Origin of the sequence: Nocardia sp. NPDC058499 (assembly GCF_042719915.1) — a bacterium.
In the GTDB taxonomy this organism is placed as follows: domain Bacteria; phylum Actinomycetota; class Actinomycetes; order Mycobacteriales; family Mycobacteriaceae; genus Nocardia.
The window spans coordinates 105,613-118,431 of sequence record NZ_JBHXMZ010000008.1 but is presented as its reverse complement, the minus strand read 5'-3'; the positions used below and the strand labels follow the sequence as shown (position 1 = coordinate 118,431).

Annotated in this window: 10 protein-coding genes; 3 read left to right on the top strand and 7 right to left on the bottom strand. The window is 68.4% G+C overall.

The genetic code is table 11. The features are described from left to right. Positions 1 to 174: 174 nt before the first annotated feature. Positions 175 to 1,995 (bottom strand): serine/threonine-protein kinase, encoded by a 1,821-nt coding sequence (locus ACFWPH_RS23780; RefSeq protein ID WP_378754339.1) that lies wholly within the window; start codon positions 1,993 to 1,995, stop codon positions 175 to 177. A gap of 291 nt (positions 1,996 to 2,286) precedes the next feature. Between ACFWPH_RS23780 and ACFWPH_RS23775 the strand changes: the two genes are divergently transcribed. Then, on the top strand, positions 2,287 to 2,643 hold the full coding sequence (locus ACFWPH_RS23775) for a hypothetical protein (RefSeq protein ID WP_378754338.1): 357 nt from the start codon (positions 2,287 to 2,289) through the stop codon (positions 2,641 to 2,643). Positions 2,644 to 2,690: 47 nt separating this feature from the next. Here the strand turns inward: ACFWPH_RS23775 and lat are convergent, their stop codons facing one another. Next, positions 2,691 to 4,043: an L-lysine 6-transaminase gene (lat, locus tag ACFWPH_RS23770; protein WP_378754337.1), complete on the bottom strand. Its 1,353-nt coding sequence runs from the start codon at positions 4,041 to 4,043 to the stop codon at positions 2,691 to 2,693. A gap of 86 nt (positions 4,044 to 4,129) precedes the next feature. Then, positions 4,130 to 4,582 (bottom strand): Lrp/AsnC family transcriptional regulator, encoded by a 453-nt coding sequence (locus tag ACFWPH_RS23765; protein ID WP_378754336.1) that lies wholly within the window; start codon positions 4,580 to 4,582, stop codon positions 4,130 to 4,132. A gap of 113 nt (positions 4,583 to 4,695) precedes the next feature. Between ACFWPH_RS23765 and ACFWPH_RS23760 the strand changes: the two genes are divergently transcribed. Continuing rightward, on the top strand, positions 4,696 to 6,231 hold the full coding sequence (locus ACFWPH_RS23760) for an aldehyde dehydrogenase family protein (RefSeq protein WP_378754335.1): 1,536 nt from the start codon (positions 4,696 to 4,698) through the stop codon (positions 6,229 to 6,231). A 369-nt stretch (positions 6,232 to 6,600) separates the two neighbouring features. Here the strand turns inward: ACFWPH_RS23760 and ACFWPH_RS23755 are convergent, their stop codons facing one another. The 3 genes from ACFWPH_RS23755 to ACFWPH_RS23745 form a co-directional block, all read right to left on the bottom strand. Next, entirely contained in the window at positions 6,601 to 7,545 is a 945-nt protein-coding gene (locus ACFWPH_RS23755; protein ID WP_378754334.1) for a patatin family protein, read from the bottom strand. A 145-nt stretch (positions 7,546 to 7,690) separates the two neighbouring features. Then, positions 7,691 to 9,478: an acetyl/propionyl/methylcrotonyl-CoA carboxylase subunit alpha gene (locus ACFWPH_RS23750; RefSeq protein WP_378754333.1), complete on the bottom strand. Its 1,788-nt coding sequence runs from the start codon at positions 9,476 to 9,478 to the stop codon at positions 7,691 to 7,693. Between the two features lie 756 nt (positions 9,479 to 10,234). After that, the gene (locus ACFWPH_RS23745; RefSeq protein WP_378754332.1) at positions 10,235 to 11,095 is read right to left on the bottom strand and encodes a sulfurtransferase; all 861 of its coding nucleotides are present in this window, start codon (positions 11,093 to 11,095) and stop codon (positions 10,235 to 10,237) included. 168 nt (positions 11,096 to 11,263) lie between these two features. Here ACFWPH_RS23745 and ACFWPH_RS23740 point away from each other — a divergent pair, with 168 nt between their 5' ends. Further along, positions 11,264 to 12,232 carry a transcriptional regulator gene (locus ACFWPH_RS23740; RefSeq protein ID WP_378754331.1) on the top strand — a complete coding sequence of 323 codons (969 nt, stop codon included), beginning with the start codon at positions 11,264 to 11,266 and terminating at the stop codon, positions 12,230 to 12,232. On the opposite strand, the gene ACFWPH_RS23735 is transcribed toward ACFWPH_RS23740, so the two are convergent. Further along, entirely contained in the window at positions 12,158 to 12,796 is a 639-nt protein-coding gene (locus ACFWPH_RS23735; RefSeq protein WP_378754330.1) for a Maf family protein, read from the bottom strand. The two genes, ACFWPH_RS23740 and ACFWPH_RS23735, sit on opposite strands and share 75 nt — an antisense overlap. Positions 12,797 to 12,819: the final 23 nt, after the last annotated feature.

The window sequence follows — 12,819 nt, the reverse complement described above, 5'->3', positions numbered from 1 at the left end:
GGTGTTCGAACCACCGGCGGGCGCACGGGTACTGGTGGGCCCGGAGCGGCGAACCAGAGAAGCTGCCCGACTGCTCGGCCTGGATGCCGCGCCACCATCCAGATTACGCGATCTTGACGCCGGATCCCGGCATCGCGACTGAATCGTTCTGGCGTATCGATATGCCGGCGGCGGTCAGCCCAGCGCGACTGATGTACCGAGCGAGAACGGGAAATCGCGGAAGGTCATACTCGCCGGCACCGATCCGGCCGGCACCTCGTACACCAGATGTGTACCCAGCGATTCCCCCGGCTGCAGTGTGCGCGGGGCCGCGGCGGTGGCGGCACGCTGCGCCGTGGCCGTCACGTCCGGGCCGAACTTGCCGCCGGCCGTATCGTGCAGTTCCTGGCCCAGCGGGGTGTAGGTCTTCGGCTCGGGCGCGATATTGCGGACGGTGAAACTCACCACCACGAACATGCCCTGGGCGCGGTCGAAACCGATCGTGGGCACATCGGATTCCACATTCCGCACAAGGAACTCGAAGCTGCCGTCGCGGACCTCGGTCCCCGCGGACGCGGTGGGCCGGTCGTCGCCGGAGAAGAATTCGATCGATCCCACGCCCTTTACCAGGGCCGCCATACAACCGCCGATCAGAAGCAGCGGTATCACCACGAGCACGATCAACCACAGCAGCAGCCTGCGCAACCGGCTCTTCCGCCGCCGCGGCCGAGGAGCCGGACGGGCCCGGGGCGTACGCCGTGCGGGCGGCGCAGAGGGGCGGGGCGCCGGACGGGCCGGCACGACCGGCCGGGCTCCCGCATGCGCCATTTCGCCACCGGGCGGCGCGCCGCCGGGGGCGTGGGCGGTTTCCAGCCGGGTATATGCCCGGGTCGGTGGATGACCGGGCCCGGCCGCTCCGTGCGCGGCACCGGCCGCGGCGAGGCCGGTGTAGGGACGGGTTCCCGGGGGCGGCGCGGCCGCCTCGTATCGGCGCGTGCCCGCTGGTTCCGCACCGGGTTCGTAGCGGCGGGTGCTCGGATTCGGGCCGGGTGTGCCCGCGGGTGCCGGGGTCTCGTACCGGCGGGTGACGGGCCGGTTCGGTGCTTCGTATCGGCGGGTGCCTGCCGGACTCGCGTCGAGCTCGTAGCGATGGATTCCAGGGTGTTCGGCGGGTGCGGGTGCGGCCGGCGGGCTCGGGAGGGCCGGCGTCGCCGCGGCGGCCCGCGCGAACTCACCGGCCGACGCGAAGCGGTCCCCGGGTTCCTTGGCCAGCGCGCGGGCGATCACCGCGTCCAGCCGCTCGGGGATACCCGGCACCAGCGCCCGCACACTGGGTGGGGCGGTGGTGAGATGGTCGTGCATCTGCCGGGCCGGGTCGGTATCGCCGAACGGCCGGATACCGGCGAGGCATTCGAACAGCACACAGCCCAGCGAATAGATATCCGCCCGTGCGTCGGTGTCACCGGTGAACCGTTCCGGCGCCATATATGCCCAGGTGCCCACCGCCAGACCCGATGCGGTCAGCGCCGTACTGCCGGCGCCGTGTGCGATACCGAAATCGATCAGGTACACCAAGCCGTCGCGCCGGATGACGATATTGGACGGTTTCACATCCCGGTGCACCAAACCGGCCCGGTGCGCGGCATCCAGCGCGGCCGCTGTCTGCGTGACGATATCGACGGCCCGCTCCGGCGGTAGCGGACCGCGGTGCAGGACCCGTGACAGATCCTCACCCTCGACGTACTCCATCTCGATGAACAGCCGGCCGTCCAGCTCACCGTGTGCGTGGATCGATACGAGATGCCGGTCGTGCAGGCGGGCGGCGAGCTCGGCCTCCCGCTCGAACCGGCTCCGGTAGGTCGGGTCCGCCGCGAGTTCGGCGGGCAGCAATTTCAACGCCACCGTCCGCCCCGGGCGTCCGCCCACGGGATCGGCGTGCGCCAGCCACACCTGACCCATACCGCCCTGGCCGAGCAGCCGCTCGAGCCGGTAGGGGCCCAGTCGCTGCCCAGCCATGACCATCCTTCCTGTCACCGTCGCGCCGCGGGTCCCGGCGAGCGCGGTGGTCCGGAACCGTGCGGCGCCCGGACTGTACTCCGACCCTAATGGTGACCCGCCGGCCCGCACAGCGTGACCGGCAGCACCGAGAACGTCGATGCTGCCCGTGCGCTGTGCCCGGACAGCAGCGGGAGAACCCACATGGCATCGGGCGGTGTCATGTTCGGTTCGGGTGTCGGAGGGCCTTGCTCCCTGGAGAGCTGTCGAGGGCGCTCCGCGACGTAGCGGACCCTGTGCCAGGGTGGGCGGATGGAGCCGATCGAGATCAATGCGGGAGCGTGGTATCTGCGTGCGCTGCGGGCCGACGAACGGATAGATGATCGGCCCGCGCTACAGGAGGGCGGGATAACGGATCCGGAATATGTGCCGAGGCGGAATGCCCAATGGGCGGACGAGTCGAATTTTTCCTGGGCCGTATGCGATCCGGTCACGGCGGAATTGGTCGCGGAGATCGTGGTTACGCCGGAATCGGGTGGTAGCGCGCGCATATCCGGCTGGTCCAGGCCCGGCCACGGTGCTGCTCTGGAGGCCGGGCTGGATGCGGTGCATCGGTTCGTGGAGGGCGCACTCGGGTTACGGCCCGAGCCGGGCGGCCGGGCGAACTGATCGCCGAGACCTCTTACCGAACCAGCCGGCCACAGCCGATCGATCACTCAGGCCAGGTCTCGCAGCACCCGGTCCACAGCGGCGACCGCCGCTTCCAACTCCGCGGGTTCCACGGTCAGCGGTGGCCGGAAACGGATACCGCGTGATCCGGTCCCGACCATCAGGACGTGTTCCTGTTCGCGCAACGCGGTGAGTACCGCGTCGCGGAAACCGGGCTCGGGCAGGGATATCGCGCATATCAGGCCCCGGCCGCGCGGGTCGGTGACCGCCGGATGCCGCTGAGCGAGTTCACGCAGTAACGCCTGGAGGTGTTCGCCGAGTACCGCCGCGCGTTCGATCAGCCCGTCGCGTTCGACGACCTCGAGTATCCGCCGGGACCGCACCATATCGGCCAGGTTGCCGCCCCAGGTGGAGTTGAGCCGGGACCCGACGGTGAAGACATTATCGCTCACCTCGTCCACCCGGCCGCCCGCCATGATGCCGCATACCTGGGTTTTCTTCCCGAACGCGACCACGTCGGGCTGTAGTCCCAATTGCTGGTAGGCCCAGGCAGTTCCGGTCGCGCCCACTCCGGTTTGTACCTCGTCGAGGAGGAACAGCGCATCGTTGGCGTGGCACAACCGCTGCATGGCCTGCAGGAACTGCGGCCGCATATGCCGGTCGCCGCCTTCGCCCTGGATGGGTTCGGCCAGGAAACAGGCGATTCCGTTCGGGCGCTCGGCGAAGGCACGTGCGGCCTGTTCCAGCGCATGCTGTTCGGCGCGGTCGATATCGCCGGACCCACCGAGCCACGGGGTTTCGATCCGCGGCCAGTCGAAAACCGGGAAACGTTCGGTCTTCACCGGGTCTGTATTGGTGAGCGACAGCGTGTACCCGCTGCGGCCGTGGAACGCGCCGGTCAGGTGCAGAACGCCGGACTCGCGGCCGGGCAGTGCTGTGCGGCCGTGTAGTTCGTTGTGCCGGCTCTTCCAGTCGAACGCGGTTTTGAGCGCGTTCTCGACCGCCAGTGCTCCACCGTCGACGAAGAACAGATGCGGTAGCCGGGGGTCGCCGAGTACCCGGGCGAAGGTGTCCACGAACCGGGCCATCTCGACGGTGTAGATATCGGAGTTGCTCGGTTTGTTCACTGCGGCCGTGATCAGTTCGTTCCGGAAGGCGGCGTCCCCGGCGAGCGCCGGATGGTTCATTCCGAGCGCGCTGGAGGCGAAGAACCCGAACATATCGAGGTAGTCGGTGCCGTCGCGGGCGTCCACCAGGTGGCGGCCGTAGGAAGCGGGGAGGTCCAGTACCAGATCGAATCCGTCGGCGAGCATATGCGCCGACAGCGTCTCGTGGACGCGGGTCGCGGGGATGCGGTCGGTGTCACCGCCGGAGCCGGATCGTTCCAGTTCGATGGTCACAGTCCCGACGGTACGGGAGCCCGAATCGATATGCCGGGAAATTTTCCTGACGGATCCATAACAAGAAGGATTTGTTACGTTATCAACTACTTCTCGTAGAATGTCTGCAGGATGATGGTGCTTCGGGTGCGGACATTGGCCGTCGCCCGGATCTGCTGCAGCAACTGCTCCAGATGCCTGGGGGAGGCCACCCGGACCAAAAGTATGTAGCTCTCCTCGCCCGCCACCGAATGACAGGCCTCGATACCCGGCACATGCTGCAGCAGCGCGGGTGCGTCATCGGGCTGCGACGGATCGAGAGGAGTGATCGCGACGAATGCCGACAGCAACTGCCCCAGCGCCTCGGGATCCACATCGGCCGTGTAGCCCCGGATCACACCGCGCGCCTCGAGCCTGCGTACTCGCGACTGCACGGCGGATACCGAAAGGCTCGCCTTCTCGGCCAGATTGGACAGTGTCGCCCGGCCGTCGGCCATCAGTTCCCGGATCAGCAGGCGATCGATCTCATCCAGGGTCGGTTTTGCCGGTGTTTCCGCCATCAGCGAAGGCTAACGTAGCGGGCACACCGCCGGAACTGGAGTTGTGAACGTTCATTCTCCGGCCGTGCCATTCGCACAGCGTATTTCGTCCGGCCGAACCCGAGGAGTTCGCGATGACCGAGATCGACAGCGAGACCCGAACCGTCCGGCTTGCCCACCGGGTACCCGCCCTGCTGAATGCGCTGGGCATCGAACCGCCACCCACCGGTGAGATGGCGGTACACAGCCCGATCACCGGCGAGGTCCTCATCGAGCTGCGGCCCGCCGGCCCCGCCGAGATCGACACCGCGATCGAGGAGGCCGCCGCGACCTTCCGCGACTGGCGCACCGTTCCGGCGCCGCAGCGCGCGGCGGTGGTCCGGGAGCTGGCCGTTCTGCTGCGGCACCACCAGGACGAACTCGCCGAACTGGTCACCCTCGAGGTGGGGAAGATCCCCGCCGAGGCGCGGGGCGAGGTGCAGGAGATGATCGATATCTGCGAATTCGCGGTGGGGTTGTCCCGGCAGCTCTACGGCTACACGATGGCCTCGGAACGGCCCGGCCACCGGCTCATGGAGACCTGGCATCCGCTGGGCGTGGTCGGGGTGATCTCGGCGTTCAACTTCCCTGTCGCGGTCTGGTCGTGGAATACCGCGGTCGCCCTGGTCTGTGGCGACACCGTGGTGTGGAAACCTTCGGACCGGACACCGCTGACAGCATTGGCCTGTCATGCCCTGTTACGCCGGGCCGCCCGCGCCACGGGGGCCGACCCGCGAATCCATCAGCTCGTCCTCGGCACCGGCGCGGCCGGGGCGCAACTCGTCGACGACGAACGGGTAGCGCTGGTCAGTGCCACGGGTTCGGTCGCGATGGGCCGCCAGGTGGGGCCGCGGGTGGCGGCCCGCTTCGGCCGCTGCCTGCTGGAGCTGGGCGGAAACAACGCGGCCGTGGTCACCCCTTCGGCCGATCTGGACCTGGCGGTGCGCGGAATCGTTTTCGCGGCGGTCGGGACCGCGGGCCAGCGCTGTACGACCTTGCGCCGGCTGATCGTGCACACCGGTATCGCGGACGAACTCCTGAACCGCCTGGCCGGCGCCTATCGGCAACTGCGTATCGGAAACCCGCTGGAGGCCGGTGTCCAGGTAGGCCCGCTCAGCGGACCCGAAGCATGGGAGCGGATGCGCAACGCAATAGAGCTGGCCCGCCGCGACGGTGGCGAACTGGTCTGCGGTGGGCACGAGGTCACGGTCGACGGCGTCGGGCCCGCGGCCCGCTACGCCCATCCCGCGATCGTCCGGATGCCGGACCAGACCGAGATCGTGCGCGAGGAAACCTTCGCCCCGATCCTGTACGTGCTCACCTACGACGATTTCGACACCGCCCTGGCACTGCACAACGGCGTGCCGCAGGGACTGTCGTCGGCGATATTCACCACCGATCAGCGCGAAGCCGAACGCTTCCTGGCCGCGGACGGATCGGACTGCGGTATCGCCAACGTCAATATCGGCACCTCGGGCGCGGAAATCGGTGGTGCCTTCGGCGGCGAGAAGCACACCGGTGGCGGCCGCGAATCCGGTTCGGATGCGTGGAAGGCGTATATGCGCCGGGCCACCAACACGATCAACTACTCCAGTGACCTACCGCTCGCCCAGGGCATCCGCTTCGACTGACCGCGTACGTGGCGGACAGCGGACCGACAGCGGCCCGTGGGTCCGATCACGTCTGCCGGGCCGGCTGGGCACTCCCGGCCGCCGGTAGTCCGGGGACGATCACCGCGGTCGCACCGGTTCCCGGCGGGCGTAGACCGGGGCGTCCGGACGAGCGAAGGAATGGGCCTTGCAGGCCGGTCGGTGACAGCTCGGGACGGCGAGATCCGGCTGCGCGGCGCCGCCGCCGGGGAATCGCACGGTCGGCACGGCGGGCGGAGGTGCCAACACCGTGCCGGGGCATGATCGGTACACCGGGTGCGCCGGGTCGGGCAGTGGTTTCGAGGTACTCGGCGGCGACCGGGGGTCTGGCGGGTTCGGCGTCTACGAGGCTCAGCCGGATTCGGCGGCGACGAGGCTCAGCCGGGCGAAGAATTCGGTGACGGCGCGGTGGCCGATTGCCATACCGCGGGCCAGCATCCCCGGATCGGTTTCCATACTGCTGATATCCGGTGCACCCGCGGGCGGATGGACCTGCTGTGCCGCCGTGCCCATCCCGGAAATGACCTCGTCCTCCACTGCCTGCTGGCCGGGGCGTTCCTTCCACGCTCGGTAGGCGCCGGGGGCGTTCAGCCGCATGTAGGTACCGCCCACCAGGTTGTGCAGCCGTGGTGCGGGCGGGCGGCGTTCGTCGGCGCGGCGGGTCCGCAGAATGAGCGCGTGGGTCGCCCCGTTCTTCAGGGCGGTGCGTACCGGGACGGTCTCCGCCAGCCCGCCGTCGAAGTATCGGCGCCCACCCAATGCAACCGGTGGGCCGGCGAGCAGTGGCAGACCCGAGGAGGCACGCAGCGCCGTCTGCAAGGTCGTCTTGTCCACGATGTAGGGATGCAGATCCACCGGCAGACCGGTCCGGATATCGGTGGCGATGGGATGGAAGGTGGTCTCGTTCGCCAGGATCGCCGGGAAGTCCATCGGATGCAGGCCGTCGTAGACCTTGTGCACGAGATAGTTCAGATCGAAGGCGGGCCGGCCGCGCAGCATCCGGGCCGGATCGATCGCCCTGCGCATGATCGCAGCGTCGGTCCAGGCCTTCACCCCGCGACCCGCCCGCCCGCACAGCAGCCAGGCTGCGTTGATGGCACCCGCCGAGGTGCCGTAGACGGCATCGAATATCCGGGCGAGTCCGAGGTCCTCCAGGGCGTGCACCATCCCGCTGGAGTACACGCCGCGGCTGCCACCGCCCTCGACCACGAGCACCAGTCGATGGCCGTCGGATCGGCTCGAGGATGCGAAACGGTCGCGGATCACCTCCGCGACCGTCGGTACTGCTGCGCTCACCAGGTCACCATACGCCGGAGCGGGTGCGTGATCTCGACCACGCACCCGCTCCGCGACACTGTGCATTCAGTGTTGGCCCGGCTGTCGGCATACGGTCGCTCACCCGTTCGCGGTGAACCTGTGGGGGTACGCGACCGCGTCCGGACTACTTGATCTCGGCGAGCACCGTGCCCTGGGTGATCGCGGCGCCGGCCGCCACATTCAGTCCGGTGACCACACCGGCCTTGTGCGCGTTCACCGGGTTCTCCATCTTCATGGCCTCGAGTACCGCGATCAGATCCCCGGCCTCGACCGACTGGCCTTCCTCGACGGCGACCTTCACGACGGTGCCCTGCATCGGCGCGGTGACCGCGTCACCGGAAGCGGCACCGCCGCCCGCGCCGCCACGCTTACGCGGCTTCGGCTTCTTGCGCACCGCACCGCCGGCCGCGGGGGCGCCCGAACCGACCGAGAACTGACCCGGCAGCGAGACCTCGACGCGACGGCCACCGACCTCGACCACGACCTTCTGGCGCGGTTCGCCGTCCTCTTCGACGGGGGCGCCGCCGGTGAACGGCTCGACCGTGTTCTTCCACTCGGTCTCGATCCACTTGGTGTAGACGTCGAACGATTCGCCGTTACCGACGAACGCCGGGTCCTCCACGATCGCCCGGTGGAACGGGATCACCGTGGCCAGGCCCTCCACATGGAATTCGGCCAGCGCACGCCGCGCCCGCTCCAGCGCCTGGGTCCGGTTCTCACCGGTGACGATGAGCTTGGCCAGCATGGAATCGAACTGTCCGCCGATCACGCTGCCGGCCACCACACCGGAGTCCACGCGCACGCCCGGGCCGGTCGGCTCGGAGTACGCGGTCACCGGGCCGGGGGCGGGCAGGAAGCCGCGGCCGGCGTCCTCGCCGTTGATCCGGAACTCGAAGGAGTGCCCGCGCGGGGTCGGATCCTCGGTGAGCTCCAGTTTCTCGCCGTTGGCGATCCGGAACTGCTGACGGACCAGATCCAGGCCGGAGGTCTCCTCGGTGACCGGGTGCTCGACCTGCAGGCGAGTGTTGACCTCGAGGAACGACACGGTATCGCCCTGCACCAGGTATTCCACGGTGCCGGCGCCGTAGTAACCGGCCTCCTTGCAGATCCGCTTGGCGGAGGCGTGGATCGAGGCGCGCACCTCGTCGGTCAGGAACGGGGCCGGGGCCTCTTCGACCAGCTTCTGGAAGCGGCGCTGCAGCGAGCAGTCACGGGTACCGGCGACGATCACATTGCCGTGCTGATCGGCGATGACCTGCGCCTCGACATGGCGGGCCTTGTCCAGGTACTGCTCGACGAAGCATTCCCCGCGGCCGAACGCGGCGACCGCTTCACGGGTGGCCGACTCGAACAGTTCGGGGATCTCCTCGATGGTGTGCGCGACCTTCATACCGCGACCGCCACCACCGAACGCCGCCTTGATCGCGACCGGAACGCCGTACTTCTTCGCGAACTCCACGACCTCGTCGGCGTTCTTCACCGGGTCCTTGGTGCCGGCCGCCATCGGCGCCTGCGCGCGCTCGGCGATATGCCGGGCGGTGACCTTGTCGCCGAGGTCGCGGATGGACTGCGGGGAAGGCCCGATCCAGATCAGCCCGGCGTCGAGGACGGCCTGGGCGAAGTCGGCGTTCTCGGAAAGGAAGCCGTAACCGGGGTGGATGGCATCCGCGCCGGACTTGGCCGCGGCATCGAGGATCTTGTCGAAGACCAGATACGACTCGGCCGAGGTCTGCCCGCCCAGGGCGAACGCTTCGTCGGCGAGCTTGACGAAAGGCGCGTCGGCATCGGGTTCTGCGTAAACCGCGACACTGCCGAGACCGGCGTCCTTGGCTGCCCGGATAACGCGGACGGCAATCTCGCCTCGGTTAGCTACGAGTACCTTCGTGATCCGCGCGCTGGCATGGCTGGGCACTGAGCCTCCTGTTGCAATCTCTGTGGTCGCTGTGCGGGATGGCCGCGCCTCGGCTCCGCTCCCGCGGATCGGGGTCCGCCGGTCCGTAAAAGGGTCGGATCGCTTCGTGGGCTCCGCTTCCGTGGGTTCGGATCCGCTACGCGGGCTCCGCGCCCGGTCGACATGTATGTCTCCGGGCGAGTGTAGGCAGTCTGCCAACAATGCGGGAACTCGGATAGCCCTACTGAGTAGTAGGGGGGTAGATCACAGTATCTTTGGCGCGCCTTCGGCGCGCGGGTTTTGGCCCCCCTTGGTCCCTGCTGTCAGCACTCGACACTCGCGGCTGCGCCGCATCGTGTCGAGTGCTGACAGCAGGGACGGGCCAAAACCTTCCAGGGCCTCGTAAGACTCGGCGGCGCCGCTGGTTGCGTTGCGGTTGTTCGTGGGCCGAAACCGTTCAGGGCCTCGTAAGACTCGGTGGCGCCGCTGGTTGCGTTGCGGTTGTTCGTGGGCCGAAACCGTTCAGGGCCTCGTAAGACTCGGTGGCGTCGGTGGTTGCGTTGGGGGTGTTCGTGGGTCGGAACGTTTCGGGGTCTCGCTGGACTCGGTGGCGTCGGTGGTTGCGCCGGGGGTGTTCGTGGGTCGAAACCTAGGGGTCTCGCTGAACTCGGCTGTGCCTTCGGTTGCGCTGGTTCTGTTCGTGGGGCGAATCCGTCGAAGCCGGCCGGGCCGTCGAGGACCCGAGACCGGCCGCTGTCGGCTCGGCGTGGGATGGGGCTACGCACTGCCGGTGGCGATGGGCATCCGGACCGAGTTGCCCCATTCGGACCAGGAGCCGTCGTAGTTGCGGACCGGGTCGCAGCCGAGCAGGTACTTGAGCACGAACCAGGTGTGGCTGGAGCGTTCGCCGACTCCGCTGTAGACGGTGAGGGGGTCGGCGGTGGTGAGGTGGCCGTAGACCGCGTCGAGTTCGGCGCGGGACCGGAAGCGGCCGTCGGGGCCCAGGGTGCTGGTCCAGGGGATGTTGACGGCGGTCGGGATATGTCCGCCGCGCAGGGGGCCACCGGGGGCGGAATCGCCGGAGAAACCGGCGTATTCCTGTGGTGAGCGGACGTCGACCAGGGCGGTGCCCAGCTGTTCGAGGACGTCCTCGCGGAACGCGCGCACGGTGGTGTCGTCGCGGTGGACCCGGGGATAGTGGCTGCGAGCGGGCTCGGGGGTTTCGAAGACGGTATCGCGGCTCTCGGCGATCCAGGCGTCGCGGCCGCCGTCGAGCAGCCGGACATCGGAGTGGCCGAACATGGTGAAAACCCACAGCGCATGCGCGGCGTGGGAGTTACCGTCGTTGCCGTACAGCACGATGGTGTCGTCGTGTTCGATGCCCTGGGAGCACATGAGTTCGGTGAATCGCTCACCGTCGATATAGTCACGGGTCACGGGGTCGTCGAGATCGCTGCGCCAGTCGAGCTTGCCTGCGCCCGGAACATGGCCGATGCCGTACAGGAGGACGTCGGCATTACATTCGATGATCTTGAGACCGGGGGTGCCGAGGTTTGCCGACAACCATTGCGTGGTTACCAAACGGTGTGGGCAAGCGTACGAGCCGAAGGCGGGATATGGGTCCGGGGCGACGGGCACGTTCAAGGATCCTTCACAGGAGGCGGGCAGTGCTGACGACAGGTTCGAGCCGCACTGTGGATAGTAAGTGTGACTTGACGTGAACTTGTTGCAGAGCACAAAGTCGGTGCAATGGGCGAATTAGTCGCATACGGCTCCGATAAAGTCTCCCCGAAGGAGGGGTGAGCTATGTCTGATTCTTGGCCGCGGCGGCGCCTGCTTGCGATTCTCCGCAGCGCGACAGAACCCCTCGACGCCCAGCAACTGGCGCAGATCACCGGTCAGCATGTCACCACGGTGCGTTTCCACCTGGACATTCTCACCCGTGAGTCGCTGGTCCGGCAGTTCCAGCAGCCGCCACGCGGGCGGGGCCGCCCGCGCATCGGTTACCGTGCGGTCCAGCGCAGTATCGGTTATCAGGACCTGGCCCAAGCGCTCGCCGATCAGCTCGGCCCCGATCCCGACCGGCAGGCAGCGGCCGGGATGGCCGCGGGCCGGGCCTGGGGCGGCAAACTCGACCTGTCCGACGAACCGATCGAATCGGTGCAGGACGCGAAGGACCGGACCGTTTCGCTCATGTCGGAATTGGGTTTCGCCCCGGAACGCGACAGCGCGGGACGCGACGCCGAGGACACCGCGGTGGTCCGGCTGACGGCCTGCCCGCTGCGCGATCTGGCGCGTACCCACACCGATGTGGTGTGCGGGGTGCATCGCGGCCTGCTCGCGGAGCTGCTGGAGAGATCCGGCGCATCGGGCACGGTGGAAGCCGAACTCGTCCCGTTCGTGGCCGACGAGATCTGCGAAGTGCGATTGCGGCGGGTCGAGCCGTCGGAGCCTGCCGGCGGCTCGGAACAGAACCCGGTTTCCGCGCCGTCGCGTGGAACGGCCGAACCCGGCCGGATCGACGCGGCCGCCGGTCAAGCGGCGCGAGTGTCGAGAATGGCGGGACAGGCGGTACGGCCGGCGAGTCAGCTGCCACCGGCTTCGGCGGCACCGGGCACCGGCGTCCTACCGGCCTCGTCCGGTCCGCTCACACCCGCCGCGCGACAGCAGGGCGGGCGGGTCTTTCGTACCGCCGCGGGTTCAGGGCCGCCCGTCGGCCCACAACCGGTCGATACCGACGCCCACTTCCTGCAGCAGTCGGCGCAACAGTGGTAGCCCGATACCGACCACACTGGACGGATCGCCCTCGATCCGGTCGACGAACCAGCCGCCCAGGCCGTCCAGTGTGAAAGCGCCCGCCACCTGCAGTGGTTCGCCGGTGGCGATATAGGCGTCCAGTTCGGCCGGGTCCGGCTTTCCGAAGTGCACGGTGGTAGCGCTGCAGTCGAGGGCCTCCGCGGTCACCGCGCCGGAAACCAGCCGGAGTACGCAGTGCCCGGTCAGCAGGTCGGCGTTGTTTCCGGCCATGGCCTGCCAGCGGGCCTGGGCCACCTCTGCCGTATGCGGTTTGCCCTGGAGTTCGCCGTCGATCAGCAGCATCGAATCGCAACCGACGACGACGAGATCCGCGGACCCGTCCACGGCGAGGGTGGCGGCCACCGCGCGGGCCTTGGCCCGGGCCAATTCCACGACGATCTCGCGGGGCCCGGTACCGGCGGGCAGCGCGGCCGCTACGGCATCCTCGTCCACATCCGATACCCGGACGATCGGTTCGATACCGGCGGCACGTAGTACCGACCGGCGGGCCGGGGACGCGGAAGCGAGAACCAGGCGGGTCACGTCCGGCATTCTCCTGTGTTCGA